Annotated in this window: 24 protein-coding genes; 5 read left to right on the top strand and 19 right to left on the bottom strand. The window is 69.3% G+C overall.

What is annotated here, in order from left to right; genetic code table 11:
• From mftF to mftA, 6 genes are all read right to left on the bottom strand, one after another.
• Positions 1-1413, bottom strand: a complete 1413-nt coding sequence (mftF, locus tag A5702_RS17005) for a mycofactocin biosynthesis glycosyltransferase MftF (protein WP_055401892.1) — start codon at positions 1411-1413, stop codon at positions 1-3.
• Positions 1410-2141 carry a mycofactocin biosynthesis peptidyl-dipeptidase MftE gene (gene mftE / locus A5702_RS17000; protein ID WP_055401894.1) on the bottom strand — a complete coding sequence of 244 codons (732 nt, stop codon included), beginning with the start codon at positions 2139-2141 and terminating at the stop codon, positions 1410-1412. The genes mftF and mftE overlap by 4 nt, the downstream gene beginning before the upstream one ends.
• A 164-nt stretch (positions 2142-2305) precedes the next feature.
• Positions 2306-3487: a pre-mycofactocin synthase MftD gene (mftD, locus tag A5702_RS16995; RefSeq protein ID WP_055401896.1), complete on the bottom strand. Its 1182-nt coding sequence runs from the start codon at positions 3485-3487 to the stop codon at positions 2306-2308.
• Between the two features lie 3 nt (positions 3488-3490).
• On the bottom strand, positions 3491-4678 hold the full coding sequence (mftC, locus tag A5702_RS16990) for a mycofactocin radical SAM maturase (protein ID WP_055401898.1): 1188 nt from the start codon (positions 4676-4678) through the stop codon (positions 3491-3493).
• Complete coding sequence (mftB, locus tag A5702_RS16985) at positions 4675-4968, bottom strand: mycofactocin biosynthesis chaperone MftB (protein WP_055401901.1); 294 nt, start codon at positions 4966-4968, stop codon at positions 4675-4677. Before mftB ends, mftC begins: the two co-directional genes overlap by 4 nt.
• On the bottom strand, positions 4953-5042 hold the full coding sequence (gene mftA, locus A5702_RS16980) for a mycofactocin precursor MftA (protein WP_040621348.1): 90 nt from the start codon (positions 5040-5042) through the stop codon (positions 4953-4955). Before mftA ends, mftB begins: the two co-directional genes overlap by 16 nt.
• Before the next feature lie 98 nt (positions 5043-5140).
• Between mftA and mftR the strand changes: the two genes are divergently transcribed.
• Positions 5141-5737 (top strand): mycofactocin system transcriptional regulator, encoded by a 597-nt coding sequence (mftR, locus tag A5702_RS16975; protein WP_055401905.1) that lies wholly within the window; start codon positions 5141-5143, stop codon positions 5735-5737.
• The gene (locus A5702_RS16970) at positions 5734-6810 is read left to right on the top strand and encodes a DUF2332 domain-containing protein (protein ID WP_068222112.1); all 1077 of its coding nucleotides are present in this window, start codon (positions 5734-5736) and stop codon (positions 6808-6810) included. Before mftR ends, A5702_RS16970 begins: the two co-directional genes overlap by 4 nt.
• A 12-nt stretch (positions 6811-6822) precedes the next feature.
• Here the strand turns inward: A5702_RS16970 and A5702_RS16965 are convergent, their stop codons facing one another.
• The 9 genes from A5702_RS16965 to A5702_RS16925 all read right to left on the bottom strand — a co-directional run bounded on the left by A5702_RS16965 (position 6823) and on the right by A5702_RS16925 (position 15897).
• The gene (locus A5702_RS16965; protein WP_068222109.1) at positions 6823-8004 is read right to left on the bottom strand and encodes an NAD(P)/FAD-dependent oxidoreductase; all 1182 of its coding nucleotides are present in this window, start codon (positions 8002-8004) and stop codon (positions 6823-6825) included.
• Between the two features lie 19 nt (positions 8005-8023).
• Positions 8024-8842: a mycofactocin-coupled SDR family oxidoreductase gene (locus tag A5702_RS16960; protein WP_055401912.1), complete on the bottom strand. Its 819-nt coding sequence runs from the start codon at positions 8840-8842 to the stop codon at positions 8024-8026.
• A 49-nt stretch (positions 8843-8891) separates the two neighbouring features.
• A complete protein-coding gene (locus A5702_RS16955) occupies positions 8892-9722 on the bottom strand; it encodes an SHOCT domain-containing protein (protein WP_068222107.1) in 831 nt (276 codons plus the stop codon).
• Between the two features lie 90 nt (positions 9723-9812).
• Positions 9813-10556 (bottom strand): PE family protein, encoded by a 744-nt coding sequence (locus tag A5702_RS25810; protein WP_082956098.1) that lies wholly within the window; start codon positions 10554-10556, stop codon positions 9813-9815.
• A 131-nt stretch (positions 10557-10687) separates the two neighbouring features.
• Entirely contained in the window at positions 10688-11878 is a 1191-nt protein-coding gene (gene tuf / locus A5702_RS16945) for an elongation factor Tu (protein WP_055401916.1), read from the bottom strand.
• A gap of 109 nt (positions 11879-11987) precedes the next feature.
• Positions 11988-14093, bottom strand: a complete 2106-nt coding sequence (fusA, locus tag A5702_RS16940) for an elongation factor G (protein WP_082462561.1) — start codon at positions 14091-14093, stop codon at positions 11988-11990.
• 70 nt (positions 14094-14163) lie between these two features.
• Positions 14164-14634: a 30S ribosomal protein S7 gene (gene rpsG, locus A5702_RS16935; RefSeq protein WP_055405335.1), complete on the bottom strand. Its 471-nt coding sequence runs from the start codon at positions 14632-14634 to the stop codon at positions 14164-14166.
• Positions 14634-15008, bottom strand: a complete 375-nt coding sequence (gene rpsL / locus A5702_RS16930) for a 30S ribosomal protein S12 (RefSeq protein ID WP_007167812.1) — start codon at positions 15006-15008, stop codon at positions 14634-14636. Before rpsL ends, rpsG begins: the two co-directional genes overlap by 1 nt.
• Before the next feature lie 247 nt (positions 15009-15255).
• Entirely contained in the window at positions 15256-15897 is a 642-nt protein-coding gene (locus A5702_RS16925) for a TetR/AcrR family transcriptional regulator (protein ID WP_068222105.1), read from the bottom strand.
• A 134-nt stretch (positions 15898-16031) separates the two neighbouring features.
• Here A5702_RS16925 and A5702_RS16920 point away from each other — a divergent pair, with 134 nt between their 5' ends.
• The 3 genes from A5702_RS16920 to A5702_RS16910 all read left to right on the top strand — a co-directional run bounded on the left by A5702_RS16920 (position 16032) and on the right by A5702_RS16910 (position 17724).
• On the top strand, positions 16032-16400 hold the full coding sequence (locus tag A5702_RS16920; protein ID WP_055405337.1) for a DUF3060 domain-containing protein: 369 nt from the start codon (positions 16032-16034) through the stop codon (positions 16398-16400).
• Between the two features lie 107 nt (positions 16401-16507).
• On the top strand, positions 16508-16921 hold the full coding sequence (locus A5702_RS16915; RefSeq protein ID WP_082459992.1) for a DUF3060 domain-containing protein: 414 nt from the start codon (positions 16508-16510) through the stop codon (positions 16919-16921).
• Positions 16922-17010: 89 nt separating this feature from the next.
• Entirely contained in the window at positions 17011-17724 is a 714-nt protein-coding gene (locus A5702_RS16910; RefSeq protein ID WP_055405339.1) for a DUF732 domain-containing protein, read from the top strand.
• An 8-nt stretch (positions 17725-17732) separates the two neighbouring features.
• On the opposite strand, the gene A5702_RS16905 is transcribed toward A5702_RS16910, so the two are convergent.
• The 4 genes from A5702_RS16905 to A5702_RS16890 form a co-directional block, all read right to left on the bottom strand.
• Positions 17733-18500 (bottom strand): crotonase/enoyl-CoA hydratase family protein, encoded by a 768-nt coding sequence (locus tag A5702_RS16905; protein ID WP_055405340.1) that lies wholly within the window; start codon positions 18498-18500, stop codon positions 17733-17735.
• On the bottom strand, positions 18497-19216 hold the full coding sequence (locus tag A5702_RS16900; protein WP_068222101.1) for a PaaX family transcriptional regulator C-terminal domain-containing protein: 720 nt from the start codon (positions 19214-19216) through the stop codon (positions 18497-18499). Before A5702_RS16900 ends, A5702_RS16905 begins: the two co-directional genes overlap by 4 nt.
• 3 nt (positions 19217-19219) lie before the next feature.
• A complete protein-coding gene (locus tag A5702_RS16895) occupies positions 19220-20158 on the bottom strand; it encodes a crotonase/enoyl-CoA hydratase family protein (RefSeq protein ID WP_055405342.1) in 939 nt (312 codons plus the stop codon).
• Between the two features lie 80 nt (positions 20159-20238).
• Positions 20239-21520, bottom strand: a 1282-nt coding sequence (locus tag A5702_RS16890; RefSeq protein WP_369817926.1) for an acyl-CoA dehydrogenase family protein, incomplete at its 5' end; no start/stop codon positions are given.

Genomic DNA, 21520 nt, shown 5'->3' with positions numbered 1-21520 from the left:
CTAGCTGCGAATCTGCGGCTTGAGCGCGCGCAGGTTGCGCTCCCGCAGCACACCCCACCACAACCCGAGGCCGTACGCCAGGTCGTCGACGCGCTTGAGCAACAGGTAGGTCAGCAGCCCGATCGGCTCGGCATCGTCACCCATGGCGTCCCGACGGCGCAGCCAGTCGACCACGCCGTCCATGACGGCCGCGACCAGCACGACACGGCGGAAATGTCGCGACAGCGTGGCGGCGACCAGCGCCAGCGGCCAGTAATGCCGGCACAGCGCCGACGCCAGCTGCAGCGCCGCCGACCACAGGCCGCGGGTGGCGATCACCACCACGTCGGTGATCGAGGTCTCGGCGCCGCGCATCGCCCTGGCGATTCGGCGACCGGTCAGCAGGGCGATGGCGACGGACGCCAGCTGGGACAGGCTGGTCCCGAACGCCACCAGGATCCAGGTCATCAGCGCCCAGCCGGAGATCACCACCGGCGCGGTCTTGTCGGGGTGGCGGACCGACAGCGGGGCCGCCGAGCCGCCATAGAAAGCCTTGCGCGCGAGCCAATCCCGCAGTTCGGTGCGGTGGTCGTGGGCGACCAGCGCGACGGGCTCGTAACGCAGCCGGGCGCCGGCTTCGATGAGCCGCCAACACAGGTCGACGTCCTCGCCCGATTGCAGGGTCTCGTCGAAGCCGCCGACCGCGCGCAGCGCCGAGCAGCGGCAGATGATCGCCGCGCTGGGCACGTAGGAGACCGTGCTGTGGGGTAGCACGGGCGCTTCGCGCTCGCCGAGGTCGAGCGACGAGTGCACCGCCTCGTAGCGCGCGACGACGTTCTCACTGTGCGACAAACCCACGATGCGCGGCGCGGCCAGCGCGACCGTCGGGTCGCAGAAGTGGCCCAGCAGCGCCTCCAGCCACCCGCGTCGCGGCGCGACATCGGAGTCGAGGAAGGCGACATAGTCGGTGCCGCACGCGGCCAGTCCCGTGTTGCGGGCGGCGGCCGGTCCCCTGCTGCGCGAGTGCCGCAGCACCTCGACGTCGCAGTGCGCGCCGACGAAGTCCTCCGGTTCGATCGGCGGGAAGGATCCGTCGTCGACCACGATGACCCGCAAGCCGCGCAGCGAGCTGACCAGGCGCCGCACGCCAGAAAGGTTGTCCCGCACGGGGATTACGACGGTCACGTCGCGGTGCGAGGGCCCGCCCGCGGGCCGCGGATGCGCCACCGTGGCGTCCAGCAAGGTGCGGGCCAGCTGCGCGCTGACGTCGTCGCGGACCTTCAGCCGGCCGTCGCACAGCATGTCCTGGGCGGCCGGCGCCAGCTTGAGCAGCCGGGTCGGCGACCCCCCGAGCAGCGCCGAGCCGTCGCCGAGCACCCGCACGCGGCGATCGACCTGGACGGCGAACCCGTCGGGCAGCCGGGGATGGCTCATGTCAGCATCCCGTCGCGCCCGGGTGACCACCGGTCCACCCGACGGACACAGCCCTCGACCATCTCGGCGAGGATGCGCTCACCCTCGGCGGCGGTCGCGGTGGTCGGGTCTCCCAGGACGCCCACGGGGCTGACGGCCGCGACTCCCCCGCGGCGCAGCGACGGGAGCAATTCGGGCAGCGGCGCCGGGTTTCCGGCGAGCCACCGGTCGGTCAGCACGTCGCCCGGCGAGATGTGCAGCAACAGCGAGGTTTCGGTGTGCCCGGCGTGGGCATCACCGCCGCCCGACAGGCATGGGCACCAGGCGGCGTCGCGTCCCTCGGCCCGCAGCCCGGTCACCGCGGCCGCCAGCGCGGCGGTGTTGCCGCCGTGGCCGTTGACGAAGACGAGGCGCCGGGCCCAGCCCGCCGCCGACCGGCCGTATTCCACCAGCAACGTCGTCAGGGCCTCCGTGCCGATGGAGATCGTGCCGGCAAAGCTTTGGTGTTCGCCGCTGGCCCCGTAGGCGATGGCGGGTGCCACCAGCCACTCGCGGTCGAGGCCGGCCCGCGCCCCGCGGGCGACCGCGGTTGCGATCCGCGTGTCGGTGTCCAGCGGCAGGTGCGGACCGTGCTGCTCGGTCGACCCGAGCGGGATGAGCAGCGACGGCGAGGTGCCCGCTAGCTGGCTTGACGTAGCCACCGCTAATTCGCCGAGTACGGGCACTCGGTGATGGTAGGACGAATTCACCTGGCGTGCACCAATTGTTGTCTGGTGAAAACGATTTTTTTCTGGCTGGTTCATCGGGCGTTCGATCTTTGTGCTCGTTCGTCACGGGCACCTCGCCAGTACCACCGTTTGCGTGGCCGTCAATCATCGCCGACGACCCCGTCTCCCGGACGACTATCGGCTGCTCAGGCGGACGGCACACCCAGCGCCCGGGTGAAGCCGGGGGGCACCAGGATGTCGTCCGGACCGAGCTCGTGCACGCTCGCGTGGCCCAGGCCCATCAGCGCCGAGTCGATGCCCCCGCGCAGGATGTCGAGCACGTTCTCCACGCCCGCCTGCCCGGCGGCGGCCAGGCCCCACAGGTACGCGCGCCCGATCATCACCGCGCGTGCCCCCAGCGCCACGGCCTTGACCACATCGCTTCCCCGGCGGATGCCGCCGTCGAGCAGCACCTCGACCTGATCGCCGACCGCGGCGGCCACCGCGGGCAGGGCGCGAATCGACGCCGGCGTGCCGTCCAGGTTGTTGCCCCCGTGGTTGGACACCGAGATCGCCGAAACCCCGGCGTCCACAGCCCTTTTCGCGTCGTCCACGCGCATCACGCCCTTGAGCATGAACGGCCCGCCCCACAGTTCACGCAGCCAGGCGATGTCTTCCCACGTCGGGGGCGGCGTACCCATCCACTCGCCGTAGGCGGCGAAAAAGGGTGGGCCGGGCTCGCCGCGGCGCCCCTGGTTGGGCACCCGCAAATCCGGCGGGCGTAGCGTCTTGCCGTACTTCCACAGCCAGCGGGGCTTGAAGACCGCTTCCGGAGACTGCCGCAGGACCGTCCGCAGGTTCATCGCTTCGGGAATCTGGGGGCTGCCCCAGTCGCGCCCGTGCGAGAACGACCAGTCGGTGGTGACGATCAGACCCACCGCGCCGGCCTGGCGCGCCCGTTCCACCCGCTCGGCGATCGCGTCGCGCCCGCCCAGCCAGTACACCTGGAAGAAGATCTTGGGGTTGGCGGCGACGACCTCCTCGATCGGTTTGCTGGCGAAAGAGGACAGGCCCATCGCCGTTCCCCGTGCCGCCGCGGCCCGCGCGACGGCGACCTCGCCGTCCGGATCGACTGCCTGGACGCCGGTCGGCGAAATCAGCACCGGCATCGAAATATCTTGTCCCAGAACGGTAGTCGAGAGGTCGCGCTTCTCCTGCGCGCCGACGACGTGGGGGGCGAATCCGAGTTCACCGAACGCCGCGACGTTGTCGGAGACGGTGACGCCCTTTTCGCTGCCGGCGAGCAGCGCCGAGTAGACGGATTTCGGCAGCCGCCGCTTCGCGCGCTGCTGGGCGATGGCGACGGTTTCAAACCATTGGCCGGCCATGAGCTATACGGGGCTTTCGTTGCACAGGCGCGCCGGGGGCGCGTCGGGTGGCCGCACGGACAGTGTCAGGGGCACCGGCTGGCGAACCCGTTGTCCGCGGGAGTGGTCGGCCCGGGGCCGCGGCGTCTCCCGCCGGCGGGCCAGCGCCGGGGCGCTGTGCCCCTGCACGCACTCGGGATCCGGCCCGTCCATCGGCAAGCCGGTGAAGAACTTCGCCGCCATGCAGCCGCCCCGGCAGGCGTCGTAGTGGCCGCAGCTGCCGCACGCCCCCGCGGACTGCGGTTCGCGCAGCTCGCGGAACAGCGGCGCATTCTTCCAGACGTTGTCGAATCCCCCGTCGGACAACACATTTCCGGCCAGGAAGCGGTCGTGAATGGCGAATGGGCACGCGTACACGTCCCCCACGGGGTCGATCAGGCAGACCACCCGGCCCGCGCCGCACATGTTCAAACCGGCCAGCGCGCCGGAGGAGCCGAGCGGCGCCAGGTGGAAGAAGGAGTCGCCGGTGAGCACCCGTTCCCCCTTGGCCACCAGCCAGTCGTAGAGCTGGACCTGCTGGGCGGCGGTGGGGTGCAGGTCGTCCCAGACGTCCGCGCCGCGCCCCGACGGACGCAGCCGGGTGATCCGCAGGGTGGCGCCGTAACGGCTTGCCAGCGCGGCGAATTCGTCGAGCTGGTCGACGTTGTGGCGGGTGACCACGACGGAGATCTTCGCGTCCGCAAAGCCCGCATTGGCAAGGTTCTCCAGCGCGCGCACCGCCATGGCGAACGATCCGGGGCCGCGCACCGCATCGTTGACCTCCGCGGTGGCGCCGTCCAGCGAGATCTGGACGTCGACGTAGTCGCTGGCGGCCAACCGGGCGGCGACCTCTTCGGTGATGCGGACCCCGTTGGTGGAGAACTTCACCCCGACGTGGTGCGCGGTCGCGTAGTCGACCAGCTCCCAGAAGTCGGGGCGCACGGTGGGCTCGCCGCCGCCGATGTTGACGTAGAACACCTGCATGCGTTCCAGCTCGTCGATGATGTCCATGCATTGCCGGGTGGACAGCTCCCGCGGATCCCGTTTGCCCGACGACGAAAGGCAGTGCACGCACGCCAGGTTGCACGCGTACGTGAGCTCCCAAGTCAGGCAGATGGGCGCGTCGAGCCCGCTCTCGAACTGCTCGATGAGCCGCGGGACGGTGGCTGTCATGGGACCTCCTGGGGGACCAGCATCTTCGAATCGGCCAACACGCCCAGCGCGTGCAAGTAGGGGGCCTCGTCCGAGTCGTCCACACCCGCCGCGCGGCAGGCCGAGTGGACGTCGGGATGATCGGCGAGCGACCGCACCACGGTGAGGATGGTGCGGTTCTTCAGAAAGGACAGCTTGCGGGTGCCGAAGTGGTAGAGCAACGCCCCGAATGGTTCGGGTCGAACCGCCACCTGCGGGTGCAACCGCCAGCCGCGGCCGGGGTCGAACACGCGGTTCAGTAGACCCCGCACATGCCGTCGATGGACACCTCTTCAACCAGGGTCTCGGCGACGAGCTGGGTCTCGGTCTCGGTTTCGTGGTCCATGGGTCATTGCCTTTCGTCGGTTCTTGACAACGATGGGGTTCGAGTCACAAGCTTCGTCAGAATATGGCATCGAGTGCCGAAATGGAAGGGCGGGTCTCATGGTGCCGCAGCCGCGGGTGGGCCGTCGCCGCTCGACCACGCCGCACCACATCACCGACGTCGCGATCGAGCTGTTCGGCGCGCGCGGTTTCGCCGACGTCAGCGTCGACGACGTCGCCCAGGCCGCCGGCATCTCGCGGCGCACGCTGTTCCGCTACTACGCGTCCAAGAACGCCATCCCGTGGGGCGACTTCGACACCCACCTCGCGCACCTGCGCGACCTGCTGGACGCCGTCGACCCGCGGGTGCCGCTGGGCCAGGCGCTGCGCGATGCGCTGTTGGCGTTCAACACCTTTGACGAGTCGGAGACCGCGCGGCACCGCCAGCGGATGCGGGTCATCCTGCAAACCGCCGAACTGCAGGCGTATTCGATGACCATGTACGCCGGCTGGCGCGAGGTGATCGCCGGTTTCGTGGCCCGCCGCCTGGACCGCAAGACCACCGACCTGGTGCCCCAGACCGCCGCCTGGACCATGCTCGGGGTGGCGCTGTCGGCCTACGAGCACTGGCTCGGCGACGAGTCGGTCCCGTTGCCCATCGCGCTGGGCAACGCCTTCGACGTGGTCGGCGCCGGGCTGGACGGGCTGGATCGGTGACCGCGGATCACCTGCTGCACACCCTGCGGGCGCAGGGCCGGTTCTGCGCCGGCTCGGGCTCGCCGATGTACGGCGAACTTTTCGAGCTGGTGGCCGCCGACGTCGAGGCCGGCGGCGTCTTCGCCGCGATCCTGTCCGGGCACGAGGACGCCCCCTCGCGCCTCGCCGTGCCGCTGCGGCTGCTCGGCGGGCTGCACCGGTTGGTGCTCGACGGCCGCGCCCGGCAATTACGAAGGTGGTATCCCAGCACCGGCGGCAGCTGGGACGCCGTAGCGGCGTGGCCCGAGATCGAGGGCGTCGCAGCCGAACACTCGGAGGCGCTGCGGGCGGCGTTGCGGCAACCACCGCAGACCAACGAGGTCGGCCGGTCCGCCGCGCTGATCGGCGCGCTGTTGCGCATCAACGGTGAATCAGGTTTGCCGGTGCGGCTTTTCGAGATCGGCTCGAGCGCGGGGCTGAACCTGCGCGCCGACCACTACCGCTATCGATTCGCCGACGGCCAGTGGGGACCGGACGATTCGCCGGTGACGATCCACGACGCGTGGCGCGGCGCGCTGCCGCCCGGCGGCGGGGTGGAGATCGTCGAGCGCAGCGGCTTCGACATCGCGCCCATCGACGTGACCGGAGCCGACGGGGAGCTCACCGTGCTGAGCTACGTCTGGCCCGACCAGACCGCCCGGCTCGAGCGGCTGCGCGGCGCGATCGAGGTGGCGCGGCGGGTGCCGGCCCGGCTGCAGCGCCAGACGGCCGCCGACGCGGTCGCCGGCCTGACGCCGGCCGCGGGCGCGCTGACGGTGCTGTGGCATTCGATCACCTGGCAGTACCTGTCCGGCGAGGAGCGCGACGCGGTCCGCGCCCGCGTCGGCGCGCTGGGCGAGCGGGCCGACGAGCGATCGCCGTTCGTGCACCTGACGCTGGAGCCGGCACGCGAGGGGCCGGACGCCCCGATCCGGTTCCTGGTGCGGGCGCGGCGCTGGCCGGGCGGCGAGCTGGAGATCCTGGGGGAATGCCATCCGCACGGCCCGCCGGTGCACTGGGTGAACGGCGGGACGAAACACGCCGCCGCGCAATGACTCTCGTGCGGGTCAGCCCAGCACGTCGGAGATGGGCGCGCCGGCCGCGATCTTGCCGCGGGCCTTCATGACCTTGCCGGGCATCCCGCCGCCGACCACACCGACCAGCACCCCGTCCCGCTCGTAGTAGGCCAGGAACTTGCGGCCGTCGTCTTCGACGAGGTGGACGGTGTCGGTGGCCTCGGGCTCGCCGAGGCACTGGATCTTGACGTCGTACTGGTCGCTCCAGAAGTACGGCACGACCACGGCCGCCGGTGGTTCCTGCCCCAGCATCGCGGGCACCACGACGCGGGTCTGGTCGGCCACGTTGCTCCAATGTTCCACGCGCGCTTGGTGTCCCGTCGCATCGCGCCACGATGCGACGTCGCCGAGCGCCCATACGTTGGGCGCGCTGGTCCGTCCGGCCTCGTCGCAGAGCACGCCGTTGTCGATCTCGACGCCGCTGCCCTCGAGCCAGCCGGTCGCCGGGTGCGACCCGATGCCGATGACCACCAGGTCGGCCGCCAGCTCGGTGCCGTCGCTCAGCACGACGGTGTCCACCCGCCCGTCGCCGCGCACCTCGGCCACCCCGACACCGAGGCGGACGTCCACCCCCTCCTCGCGGTGCAGGCGCGCCACCAGCTCGCCGATTCGCTCGCCGAGCACCGACGCCAGGGGCGTCGGCTGCGGCTCGACCAACACGACGTTCACCCCGAGGCTGCGCAGGCTGGCCGCCACCTCGCAGCCGATGAATCCGGCGCCGACGATGACGGCGCGCTGCGCGGCGGACGCGTGCTCACGCAGCGCCATCGATTCGTCGAACGAGCGCAACACCCGGATGCCGTCGAGGTCCGGCAGCGCCGGGATGCGCCGCGGCACCAAGCCGGTGGCGATGACGAGTTCGTCGTAGCCGATCGCCGAGCCGTCGGCCAGCGTCACCGTCCGCGCCGCGGTGTCCAGGCCGGTGGCCGCCGCGCCCAGGCGCAGGGTGATGTCGTTCTCGTCGTACCACTCCCGCGGTTTGAGGGCCACGTCGTCGACCTCTTTGCGCAGCACCTCTTTCGACAGCGGCGGGCGATCGTAGGGCACGTGCACCTCGTCGCTGACGATCGTGACGCGGCCTTCGAACCCCGATCGGCGCAGCTGCTCGGCGGTCCGGGCGGCGGCCAGCCCCCCGCCGACGATCAAGATTCCTTTGCTAGCGGTCACGTGCAGTTCATACCACGATGACCGATCAGTACTTCAACGCGCCCTTGTCCACCGGGATCTGGGTGCCGGTCACCGTGCCCGACCCGTCGCCGGCCAGCCACGCCACGACGTCGGCCACCTCGTCCGGAGACATGAAGCCGTTGGGCTGCAACGGCATTGGGGGAAAGCTGTGCACGAAGCCGGGGTGGCGGGCGAATATCTCCATCATCGCCTCCGGCTCGATCATCGGGGTGTCGACGGAGTAGGGGTGGATGGAGTTGACCCGGATGTTGTATTCGCCGAGCTCGATGGCCAGGGTGTTGGTCAGCGCGGTGAGCCCGTGCTTGCTGGCCGAATAGTGTCCGTTGCCGGGGGTGGCCTTCAGGCCCGCCGACGAGCTCACCACCACGATCGAGCCGCCGTTGCCGGCTTCGATCATCGCGGGCACGGTGGCGCGCAGCGTGCGCCAGGTGCCGGTGAGGTTCACCCCGATCACGGTGTCCCACTGCTCGTCGGTGAGCTCCCACACCCGGCCCCAGCTCAAGACGCCGGCGTTGGCCACCACGATGTCGAGCCGGCCGAATTGTTCGACGCCGTCGGCCACGAGTTGGCGCAGCGCGGCGTCGTCGCGGACGTCCGCTTCGCGGGCCAGCACCTTGCGGCCCTGCGCCTCCACCAGCCGGACCGTCTCGGCGAGATCCTCCGGCGTGGCCGGCGTGTAGGTCAGGCTCTTCGACGCCGGCGCGCAGATGTCGAGCGCGATGATGTCGGCGCCCTCGGCGGCCAGCCGCACGGCGTGCGAACGGCCCTGGGCGCGGGCGGCGCCGGTGATGAACGCGACGCGTCCCTGCAGTGATCCAGCCACGCAGTCAGGCTAGCAGCGAAACTGAAACCTGTTCTAACTCGCCCGGCGGTCAGATTTCGGAGATGATCTGGGCCCGCCGGCTGGCGTACTCCTGGTCGGTCAGCGCGCCACTGGCGCGCAGCGTCTCGAGCTCCTGCAGCCGCTGGGCGACCGACGGCTGCGGGGGCGTGACCACCGGCGCCGGTCCGCCGGCGGCGGCCGGTTGCGGGGCGGGCGCCTGCTGTTCGGCCGCGCGGCGCACCACGGCCTGGATCTGCTGGCGCAGCACCGGGTTAGACCGGATGTCGACCATCCGGTTGAGCGGAACGTTGTTGGCCTTGAGGATCTGCAGGATCTCCATCAGCGGCCCGGCCTGCCCGCTGAGGTCGTAGGTCTTGTTGTCTTCGGCGACGGTGAACTGCGCGGGCACCAGGCCGTTGACCAAAGCGCTTCGCTCCCAGTCGATCCGGTACTCATTGGTGGTGGGGTTGACCAGCACCACCAACTTGCGGGCGGACAGGTTGCCGAGCCGGGTCACGCTGGCGATCACCCGGTCCTCGCTGTCGAACGGCAGGAAACCGGGGCCGGAGATGTGCAGGTGCACCTTCACCACCTGCTGGTTGTTGATCCAGGTCCCCGTCTCGGTGACCCCGGTGATCTGGGCCAGCGCGAGCACGCCGCTCTGCTCGAGCACCGCGTTCTTGGCCGACGACTTGGCGCCGTAGTTGGCCAACGCGAGCGCGACCAGCACGTCGGCCACGGTGATGAACAGACCGGCATAGAACATCCACTGCAGCAGGCTGCCGAACCCGAGGGTGAAGTAGACCACCAAGAAAATCGGCCCGACCAGGCCACCGCACAGCAAAACCACCAACTGTGCCTTCAGGTAGCGCGCCAACACGAGAGTCTCCTTACCCTTGCTGGGAATTTTCGTGTCAGGTTAGCTCTCGCGGGGTCGCCGCGCGCGCCATACACGCAAACCGGCGGCGCGCTAGTCCACCTTGGGTATCACGGCCGGCGCCGGACGCGCCGACGATCCGGCCGGCGCCGAGGTGGGGGCCGAATGGGCGGACACCACCTTCACCGGCGTGCCGCCGGTCGATACCGGCATCGCCGGGGCCGCGGCGGCCTGCGGCGTCTCCACCTGCGCCGGTGTCGTCGCGAGCGGGCTGACCGTGGACGGCGCCGGCACCGCGGGCTGCGCGGTGGCCGGGGTGTAGGCGGGCGCGACCATCCGCACCGGCGTGGCCGTGGTGGCCGGGGCCAGCGCCGCCGGCCCCGCGGTGGCCGCGGGGGCGGCCGGGGCCTGCACGCCCGCGATCGCGGAAGCCGGCGCGACCGCCGACATCAGGGGCGCGGCCGGAACGCCGGGCGCCGAACCGCCCGCGGCCGTCGCCGCCGGCAGCTGCGCAGCCATCGACGCGGGCGCCGCGGCGGACTGCAGCGGCGACGCGTTGGCGGCCTCGGTGGCCAGGTAGTGCGCCGCGCCGCCGTTCATCAGCTCGACGAACTGGTTGTGAAACACCGCGGCCTGCGCGCTCAGCGCCTGGTACACCTGCGAGTGGGCGTCGAACAGCGTCGCGATGCTGGCCGACACCTCGTCCGCGCCCGGGGCGAGGACGGTCGACGTCGCGCCCGCCGCCATCGAGTTCGCCGACGTGATCGTCCACCCGATCCTGGCCAGATCGGACGCGGCGGCGGCCACATACTCGGGCGTCGCGAATACGAAGGACATCGGAACCTCCCGGTCAGCTCCCCCGACTCCCTTATCGGGGAATCCTAGCTGAGCCGTCCCGGTCGGACCCGGTAAAACGCATAAAGCCCGGATTGCCGATAACGGCAGTCCGGGCTCTATGGCTAGCTGGACTACTTGATGATCTTGACGACCCGGCCGGCGCCGACGGTGCGGCCACCCTCGCGGATCGCGAACCGCAGGCCTTCGTCCATGGCCACGGGCTGGATCAGCTTGACCGAGATGTTGGTGTTGTCACCGGGCATCACCATTTCGGTGCCCTCCGGCAGCGTCACCACACCGGTCACGTCCGTGGTGCGGAAGTAGAACTGCGGGCGGTAGTTGTTGAAGAACGGCGTGTGCCGGCCGCCCTCGTCCTTGGACAGGATGTAGACGCTGCCCTCGAACTCGGTGTGCGGCGTGGTGGTGCCGGGCTTAACCACGACCTGGCCACGCTCGACGTCCTCGCGCTTGATACCACGCAGCAGCAACCCGACGTTGTCGCCGGCCTGGCCCTGGTCCAGCAGCTTGCGGAACATCTCCACACCGGTGACCGTCGTCTTGGTGCTGGCCGGTTTGATGCCGACGATCTCGACTTCCTCGTTCACGTTGATCACGCCGCGCTCGACACGACCGGTGACCACGGTGCCACGACCGGTGATCGTGAAGACGTCCTCGACCGGCATCAGGAACGGCTTGTCGGTCTCGCGGACCGGGTCCGGGATCGACTCGTCGACGGCCTCCATCAGTTCCTCGACGGACTTGACCCAGGTGGCGTCGCCCTCGAGCGCCTTGAGCGCCGAGACTCGAACGACGGGGGCGTCCTCGTCGAACTCCTGGGCGGCCAGCAGCTCGCGGACCTCCATCTCGACGAGCTCCAAGAGCTCCTCGTCGTCGACCATGTCCGCCTTGTTCAGCGCGACCAGGATGTAGGGCACGCCGACCTGACGCGCCAGCAGCACGTGCTCGCGAGTCTGCGGCATCGGGCCGTCGGTGGCCGCGACCACCAGGATCGCGCCGTCCATCTGGGCGGCACCGGTGATCATGTTCTTGATGTAGTCGGCGTGACCCGGGGCGTCGACGTGCGCGTAGTGACGCTTGTCGGTCTGGTACTCCACGTGGGAGATGTTGATGGTGATACCGCGCTGACGCTCCTCGGGCGCGTTGTCGATCTGGTCGAACGCGCGGGACTCGTTCAGGTCCGGGAACTTGTCGTGCAGAACCTTGGTGATAGCCGCGGTCAGCGTCGTCTTGCCGTGGTCAACGTGACCGATGGTCCCAATGTTGACGTGCGGCTTCGTCCGCTCGAACTTCGCCTTCGCCACTTCGTTGTCCTCCTGGACTGTTGGTGCTTGTTAAAGCAGTGTTGGTGTTTTCAGTTGTGCCGCGCCCAAGGCTTTGCAATGACCCGGCAAGATTACTCCGAGGGGATTCTTACTGACCCGTCGCCTTCGCGATGATCTCCTTCGACACGTTGGCCGGCACTTCGGCGTACGAGTCGAACACCATGGAGTAGTTCGCCCGGCCTTGGGTCTTGGACCTCAGGTCGCCGACGTAGCCGAACATCTCCGACAGCGGCACGTGCGCCTTGACGACGCGTGCACCGCTCCGCTCCTCCATGGCCTGAATCTGGCCACGGCGGGAGTTCAGGTCGCCGATCACATCGCCCATGTAATCCTCGGGCGTGGTGACCTCGACGGCCATGATCGGTTCGAGAATCACCGGTTGTGCTTGCGCGGCAGCCTTTTTCAGGACCTGCGAACCGGCGATCTTGAACGCCATCTCCGAGGAGTCCACCTCGTGGAAGGCGCCATCGAGCAGGGTGACCTTCAGGTTCACCAGCGGGTAGCCGGCCAGCACGCCGTACTGCATCGCGTCCTGCGCGCCGGCGTCCACCGACGGGATGTACTCCCGCGGGATGCGGCCACCGGTGACCTTGTTCTCGAACTCGTAGGTGGCACCGTCCTCGCCGGTGAACGGCTCGAGGTTGATGATCACCTTCGCGAACTGGCCCGAGCCACCCGTCTGCTTCTTGTGGGTGAACTCGACGTTGTTCGCGGCCCGCTTGATGGTCTCCTTGTAGGCCACCTGCGGCTTGCCGACGTTGGCCTCGACCTTGAACTCGCGGCGCATGCGGTCCACCAGGATGTCCAGGTGGAGTTCGCCCATGCCGCCGATCACGGTCTGGCCGGTCTCCTGGTCCAAGTGCACCTTGAACGTCGGGTCCTCTTCGGCGAGCTTCTGGATCGAGAGGCTCAGCTTCTCCTGGTCGCTCTTGGTCTTCGGCTCGATGGCCACCTCGATGACCGGGTCGGGGAAGGTCATCGACTCCAGCACGACCTGGTCGTTCGGGTCGCTCAGGGTGTCACCGGTGGTGGTGTCCTTCAGACCGATCACCGCGTAGATGTGGCCGGCCGAGGCGGTCTCCACCGGGTTCTCCTTGTTGGAGTGCATCTGGAACAGCTTGCCCAGCCGCTCCTTCTTGCCCTTGGTGGAGTTGATGACCTGGCTGCCGGAGTCGACCTTGCCCGAGTACACCCGGACGTAGGTCAGCTTGCCGAAGAACGGGTGGGTGGCGACCTTGAAGGCCAGCGCGGAGAACGGCTCGTCGGTCGACGGCTTGCGGACGACCTCGACGTCCTCCTTGCCCGGCGCGTGGCCGACGGCCGGGGGCACGTCCAGCGGCGAGGGCAGGTAGTCGATGACCGCGTCCAGCATCGGCTGCACGCCCTTGTTCTTGAACGCGCTGCCGCACAGCACCGGGTAGGCCTCCGAGCTGATGGTCAGCTTGCGGATGGCGCCCTTGATCTCCTCGACGGTGAGTTCCTCGCCGCCCAGGTACTTCTCCAGCAGCGCCTCGTCCGTCTCGGCGACGGCCTCGAGCAGCTTGGTGCGGTACTCGTCGGCCTTCTCGGCCAGGTCGGCCGGGATGTCGACCACGTCGTACTTCTCGCCGAGCTTCGCCTCGGCGCTCCAGACCTTCGCCTTCATCTCGACCAGGTCGACGACGCCCTCGAAGTCACCCTCGGAGCCGACGGGCAGCTGGATCGGGATGACGTTGGCACCCAGCCGGTCCTCCATGGTCTTCACCGAGAAGTAGAAGTCGGCGCCGATCTTGTCCATCTTGTTGACGAAGCAGATCCGCGGGACGTCGTACTTGTCGGCCTGCCGCCACACCTGCTCGGACTGCGGCTCGACGCCCTCCTTGCCGTCAAAGACGGCGACGGCGCCATCGAGCACGCGCAGGCTGCGCTCCACCTCGACGGTGAAGTCGACGTGGCCGGGGGTGTCGATGATGTTGATCTGGTTGTCGTTCCAGAAGCAGGTGGTGGCCGCGGAGGTGATGGTGATGCCCCGCTCCTGCTCCTGCTCCATCCAGTCCATGGTGGCGGCGCCGTCGTGCACCTCACCGATCTTGTAGCTGATACCGGTGTAGTAGAGGATGCGCTCGGTCGTCGTCGTCTTGCCGGCGTCGATGTGCGCCATGATGCCGATGTTGCGGACCTTGGTCAGGTCGGTCAGCACGTCCTTCTGTGCCACAGAAGTCTTCCCACTCTTTCGATTGCTTGGATGCTGTCTTTCTGGCCTCCCGCATCATCGCGGGCGGCTGTCACCAGCGATAGTGCGCGAAGGCGCGGTTGGCCTCGGCCATCTTGTGGGTGTCCTCACGCCGCTTGACGGCGGCACCCAGGCCGTTGCTGGCGTCCAGGATCTCGTTCGCCAGCCGCTCGACCATGGTCTTCTCGCGACGCTGCTTGGAGAAGCTGACCAGCCAGCGCAAGGCCAGGGTCACCGAGCGGTCCGGTCGCACCTCGACCGGAACCTGATACGTCGCACCACCCACGCGGCGACTCCGCACCTCGAGCGCGGGCTTGACGTTGTCGAGAGCACGCTTGAGGGTGATCACGGGGTCGGTACCGGTCTTCTCCCGGGCATTCTCGAGCGCACCATAAACAATGCGCTCGGCCAGCGATTTCTTCCCATCCAGCAGGACTTTGTTCACCAGCTGGGTGACCAGCTGCGACCCGTAGACCGGGTCGTTGACCAATGGACGCTTAGGCGCGGGCCCCTTGCGCGGCATCAGCTCTTCTCCTTCTTGGCGCCGTAACGGCTGCGAGCCTGCTTGCGGTTCTTGACACCCTGGGTGTCGAGCGAACCGCGGATGATCTTGTACCGCACGCCGGGCAGGTCCTTCACTCGGCCACCACGCACCAGCACCATCGAGTGCTCCTGCAGGTTGTGGCCCTCGCCCGGGATGTAGGCGGTGACCTCGACCTGACTCGTCAGCTTCACGCGCGCGACCTTCCGAAGTGCCGAGTTCGGCTTCTTCGGGGTGGTGGTGTACACGCGGGTGCACACGCCACGGCGCTGCGGGCTGCCCTTGAGGGCCGCGGTCTTGACCTTGGCGATCTTGTCGCGGCGACCCTTGCGGACCAGCTGCTGAATCGTTGGCATCTAGGAGGCTTTCTGTGTTCGTGTCGGGCGTCTTTTTAGCTGTTCTCAAGTCTTCGTACTGCAGTTATGCCCGTCCGCACTACCCCGCGGCCGGGTGTGTCGCACGCGCCGCGCACCGAAAGAAGATCCGATGCATCGTGGACATGCGAATTCGCCCGGCATCCACTTCCTTACGGTTAGGCGCCGTAAGCCGCCAGGCACGAGCCTCCACAATACCCGCCGCCCGTCTCGCAGGTCAAAGCGGCGGTTAACCTATCGCGCCGTCGCGGGCGACGCGCCGCTCCAGGCCCGCTGCCAGCCGCAACACCATGTCGGAGAACAGCGCGTCGGTGTCGATGTCGTCCATCACGCCGGTCATCTCCAGCAACACGAAGCCGTGCAGCGCCGACCAGAACTCCAGCGCGGCGTAGAAGGCCTCGTCGCCGTCGAGGCCGTAGGAGGACAGCACCGCGATCACCGGCGCGGCCGCGCCGCGGGTCGCCGCCGTGTATTCGGGGTCGTCGCCGCCCAGCGGCATCCGGGTGAACGCCGAGTACCGGCCCGGGTGGTGATGGGCGTAGCTGCGGTAGGCGCCCGCCATCACCAGCACCGCGTCGTCGCGGGCGCGGCCCTCGCCGACCCGGTTCAGCATCGTGATGATGTCGTCGATGACGCGGATCCGCACCGCGCGGCGCAGGTCCTCCAGGCTGTCCACGTGGTTGTACAGCGACGGCCCCTTGGTGCCGAGCTGCGTCGCCAGCGCGTTGATGGTCAGGGCGTCCCAGCCCTCACGGTCCAAGAAGGTGAGCGCGCCATCGATGATGCCGTCGCGGCTCAGCTTGGCCGGGCGCGATCCCGTCCTCGCCGTGCGCGGGCGCCCGGCCGCCGGCGTTTCCGGCTGAGCTGCCATGGCGGGCCCTTCGCTAGCGATGATCCGGGTGATTAACTAATGACTCTAGTTGACGCCGGGGGCGAAACTATTTCAGCCATGGCCGGATGGACGTAATCTCATCAAGCAGATCCACCGTCACGGAGGGGGCCGCAGTGAACTGGACTACCGTCGCCGGGTCGCTGGCTACCTGTGTCATCACCGTCGCCGCGAGCCCAAGCCCCGTAGCGCAGGCCAAGAACGGCGACACCCACATCACCGGGCAGGGCATCGAGCAGACGCTGGATTGCAACGACGCCACCCTGTTGGTCAACGGCTCCTTCAACAACATCACCGCGCTCGGCAACTGCTACGCGGTGACGGTGATGGGCTCGTCCAACACGGTCGTCGCCGATTCGGTATCGCACGACATCACCGTCTACGGCTACAACCAGACGGTCTTCTACCACAACGGCGCGCCGGTCCTTTGGGATCGCGGGCGCGAACTGGGCATGACCAACCGGCTCCAGCAGGTGCCCGGCTGAGCCCGACACCGCATCCAACCGAGGGGAATCGAGGAACATTGTCTGCCCACGTCTTTGACCGCCCCTGGCGGCTGACCGCGTGCGCCGTGGCGCCGGCCGTCGCGGCGATGTTGATTGCCGGCTGCAGTTCGACGGCCAACCCGCCCTCGGGTTCCACCACGACAACGAAGAGCAGCGCGACGACGACGAGCGCGGCGGCGCCCACGACGGGATCGAGCGGCGCCAGCACCACCGCGTCGGTCGAGATCGGCAACACGCTCAACTACGGATCGATGGGCACCACCGCGACGCTCGACTGCGCCAGTGGCAAGTCGCTGAACGTGGGCGGTTCGGACAACACCCTCACCGTCACCGGCAGCTGCGCGACGGTGACCATCGGCGGGGCGAGCAACAAGATCACCTTGGACAAGGTCGACACCCGGATCAGCGTGGTGGGCTTCAACAACACCGTCACCTACAAGGACGGTGAGCCCAAGGTCGACAACCTGGGTTCGGGCAACAAGATCACCAAGGGCGGCTGACCACAGTCGTTCCCCGGCACGGGCATTCAGTTGCGAAGCGGGCGTTTCGGTTGCGGCATATGATGATCCCGGCAGAACGGAATCCAGCCATGCTCACCCGCACCACCAACCGCGCCGGCGCACTGGTCACGGCGATCGTGGTGCTGACCGGCGTCGCGATGCTGCCCCACGACTCGGCGGCGGCCGACCCGACCGACGACCAATTCGTATCGCTGCTCGACCAAAAAGGAATCCCTGCGCTGGACAACATTCCCAGCCTCATCGGCACGGCCCACCGGATCTGTCACCAACTCGACGGCGGGATGCCGGTCGACGGCGTGGTCGACGACCTGAGGGAACGTGCCTTCAAAGCCAATCCGGGCGGCGGCCAATACCCCGCCGACCGCGTCGCCCGCACCATCGCCCGGTTCATCTCCGCGTCGGTCGAGGCCTATTGCCCGAACAATCAGCCGAAGATCGCTTCGCTGCAGGGCGTGGCCAATCGCGTGCCCGGCCCGAGCGAACCGACGGTGCACACGGTCAGCGTTCGGCTGGCATCACTCACATGGGCCGGACCGTTTCCCGCGGGGGAAACCCCGCAGCCGGACCCGCCGCAACTTCCCCCATCGCCCGGCCCGACGGCCCAGATCCTGGCACCGCCCCCGCCGGTAGCTACACCGTCTCCGCGGCAACAAGCACCGGCACCGGCGCAGGAGCCGCAACCGGGACCCCAGCAGGGACCGACGGTGGCTCCCGCGCCAGCGGGCCCGCCCAGCGGTGACACGCCACCCACGCCGCCCGGCAGGGTGCGGCTGGCGCCGTAGGACGCCGGTCAGCCCGTGGGCGCGCCGTGCCGGCCCGCACCAGCCGCGAACCGCCCGGCCCCCTCGTTCGCCTCGGCGGCGACGCGGGAGATGCTGGCGAACTCGAAGTCGATCGCCTCGGATTCCGTTGCCCCCCATTGGTTTAACGCCGAAAGGCGGTCGGACCGCAGGCACTGCTGTGGCAGCGCGGCCAGCTGCGCCGCCAGTTCCTCGGCCGCCTGCCGCGCCTGGCCGGTCGGCACGACGCGGTTGGCCAACCCCATCGCGAGCGCTTCGTCGGCCTTGACGCCGCGGCCGGTGAGGATCATGTCCATCGCCCGGCTGTGTCCGATCAGCCGCGGCAGCCGCACCGTGCCGCCGTCGATCAGCGGCACGCCCCACCGGCGGCAGAACACGCCGAACACGGCGTCCTGTTCGGCCACCCGCAGGTCGCACCAGACCGCCAGCTCCAGCCCGCCGGCGACGGCGTAGCCGCTCACCGCGGCGATCACGGGTTTGGACAACACCATTCGCGTCGGCCCCATCGGGCCCGGACCCGTCCGGTGCACGGCATTCGCCTCGGGTGTGGCGAAGGCCTTCAAATCCGCGCCGGCGCAAAAGGTTCCGCCTTCGCCCCACAACACGGCGACCGACGCGGTGTCGTCGCGGTCGAATTCGTCGAACGCCGCGTACAACGCGGCGGCGGTGGGACCGTTGACCGCGTTGCGGGCCGACGGCCGGTTCAGGATCACCGTCGTCACGGGGCCATTGCGCTCGACACGTACCGGATCATTCATTTTGCCTCCGCAAATAGGGGTTCCCGCCGCTCGAGCAGCTCGGTGGCGAAGTCGTGGTATGCCGCCCGCAGGCGGGCGCCGGGCCAGTCGGCCGGCAGCAGTTCGTCGGGCAGCACCGGGTCGGTGAGCAGGTGGCGCACCGTCGCCGCCGCCACCACGAACCGGCCGGGAATGTCCCTTGCGGCGGCCATCTCATCGAGCAGCCGGTGGCCGGCCCGGGCCCAGCCGGGCAGGTCCCACAGCTGGGCGGCCAGCTCGGCGGCGTTGTCGTCGCGGGCCCGCAGGACCCGGACCCGGGCGTCGATCTCGGGGTCCAGCTCGAGCTCGAGGTTGTCGGGCCGCATCCACACGCCTTCGCGCAGTTCGCCGAAGCGCTTGCCGTGCATGGCCGTCCGCAGCGCCGCGCGGGTGCGCGCGTCGCCGCCCACGCTGGTGACGATGAGCGTGACCCACTCCCCGCTCCAGGGGCGCACCCGCGGGTCGATGGCGTCGTCCTGGCGCCGCTGCCGGGCCAGCAGGCGATCGGACAGCCGGTAGCCGTCGGCCGAGCGGATCAGGTCGCCGGTGCCGACCATGCGGGTCAGCGCCACCCGCAGCGTCGTCTCCTTGATGCCGAAATCGGCCGTCAGGCGGACCAATTCGCTGGCGCGGGCGTGCGCCGGGTGAGCCCCCAGCAGCACACTGAGCACCACCGACCGGGCCGTCATGGTGGCCATGGGCTACACCTGCGACGCGCGGCGGCCGTGGTCGCCGAAGGGTTCGTCGCGATGCCGGACCGCCTCGCGAAAGCCGTGTTCGGTCGCGTCGGCGACGAAGGCGTGCCCCTCCGGCGTGTGCCGGGCGACGCCGTCGAAAACCGTGCTGACCATCCGGCTGGTGGCCACACCCTGTTGCAGCAGAGCCGAATTCAGCGCGAGCTTCACCATGATCAGCTGGTTGACGGGCACCGCCGCGATCCGTTGCACCAGCCGCTCGGTGCGCTCGTCGAGGTCGGCCGGGTCCGGCGCCTCGACCGCCAGCCCCCATTCCGCGGCTTGCGCGCCGGTGATGCAATCGCCGGTGAACAGCAGGCGCTTGGCGCGCTGGTCGCCGAGCCGGTGCGCCCACAGCCCTGCCGCCGGGACGCCCCACACCCGCGTCGGCGGGTAGCCGATCTTGGCGTCGGCGGCGGCGATCACCTGGTCGGCGTGCAGCGCGATGTCGGTGCCGCCGGCCACGCAGTAGCCGTGGATCTTGACCACCGTCGGCTTGTCGGCGTGCATCAGGCTGGAGAAGCCGCGGACGAACCGGCTCATCATCTGGTAGTCGATCATCGGGTCCCACGGCTGATCGGGTAAGTGGTTGACCGCCTGGGTTTTTCCGCTGAGCACGGTGCCCGCGTAGGCGCCCGTCCCACCCGCCGAGCCGGTGCGATCGGCGTAGGCGCTCAGGTCGAAGCCCGCGCAGAACCCCTCACCGCGCCCGGACACCAGGATGACGTGCACGGCTGGATCCAGGTCGGCGCGCTCCACCAGCGCCGAGAGCTCCAGCGGGGTGTCCGCGACGATCGCGTTGCCCTTCTCCGGCCGGTTGAACGTGATCCGGGCAACCCGGTCGGTGACCTCGTAGGTCATCGTCTTCAGGTTGTCGAAGTCGACCGGCCTGATCGCGTGAGTCAATGGCGCCACTCCTCCTCCGCTCCGTCCCCCTCGCCGCTACGCGGCTGGAGGAGCCCCCACTGCATCGTCGCCGGGGCAGGTCATCCCTTTACTAGAGCACGCTCGAGAATGGGAGCCAGGTCCAGCCTGGCGGGCATGGTCCCGTAGGCCCCGCCCCACTGGTGGTCGATCCGGGTGGTCAGGAAGGCCTCGGCGACGGCGGGGTGACCGTGGCGCACCAGCAGCGACCCCTGCAGCGCCAGGCTGATGTCCTCGGCGACCTTGCGGGCGCGCTGCGCGATGGTGTCCAGGTCGGCCAGGTCGCTGCGCAACCGCTCGACGTGCGCGCCCAGCCGCGGGTCCGCGCCCGCACTCTCGGCCAGTTCGGCGAACAGCACCTCGACGCATTCCGGGCGAGTTGCCATGGCGCGCAACGTGTCCAGTGCGCTGACGTTGCCCGAGCCCTCCCAGATGCCCATCAGCGGCGCCTCACGGAACAGCCGCGGCATGCCCGAGTCCTCGACGTAACCGTTGCCGCCCAGGCATTCCAGCGCCTCGGCGGCGTGCGGGGTGGCGCGCTTGCAGACCCAGTACTTGCTGGCGGCCAGGCCGATGCGGCGCAGCAGCGCCTCCCGGTCGTCACCGCGCAGCGCCTTGTCAGTGGCCCCGGCCATCCGCATCGCGACGATGGTTGCGGCCTCGGCCTCGACGGCCAGGTCGGCCAGCACGTTACGCATCAGCGGCTGGTCGATGAGGTAGGCGCCGAACGCCTTTCGGTGCTGGGCGTGGTGAATGGCGCGGGTCAGGCTGGTGCGCATGCTGGTGGCACTGCCCAGGGTGCAGTCCAGCCGGGTGAGGTTGACCATCTCGATGATGGTCGGCACCCCGCGGCCCTCCTCGCCCACCAACCACGCTGTCGCACCGTCATATTCGACCTCGCTGGAGGCGTTGGCATGGTTGCCGAGCTTGTCCTTGAGCCGCTGCAAAAACATCCGGTTGCGGGTGCCGTCGGGCAGCACCCGCGGCAGCAGGAAGCAGGACAGGCCGCCCGGGGCCTGCGCCAGAACCAAGAAGATGTCGCACATCGGCGCGGAGGTGAACCACTTGTGGCCCGTCAGGCTGTAGCTGCCATCACCGTTGGGGGTCGCCTGTGTGGTTCCGGCCCGCACGTCGGAGCCGCCCTGCGCTACAACCCCGAACTCGCGGCGATCTACGAGCCGCTGCTGACCAGCCGCGAATACGATCCCGAGCTCAAGCCGGCGCCCACCAAGCGCGGCATCACGGCCGGCATGTCGATGACCGAGAAGCAGGGCGGCTCCGACGTGCGGGCCGGAACCACACAGGCGACCCCCAACGGTGATGGCAGCTACAGCCTGACGGGCC

It is taken from the genome of Mycobacterium sp. E3339 (genome assembly GCF_001666915.1).
GTDB lineage: Bacteria > Actinomycetota > Actinomycetes > Mycobacteriales > Mycobacteriaceae > Mycobacterium.
This window is presented reverse-complemented; position numbering and strand designations above follow the sequence as displayed.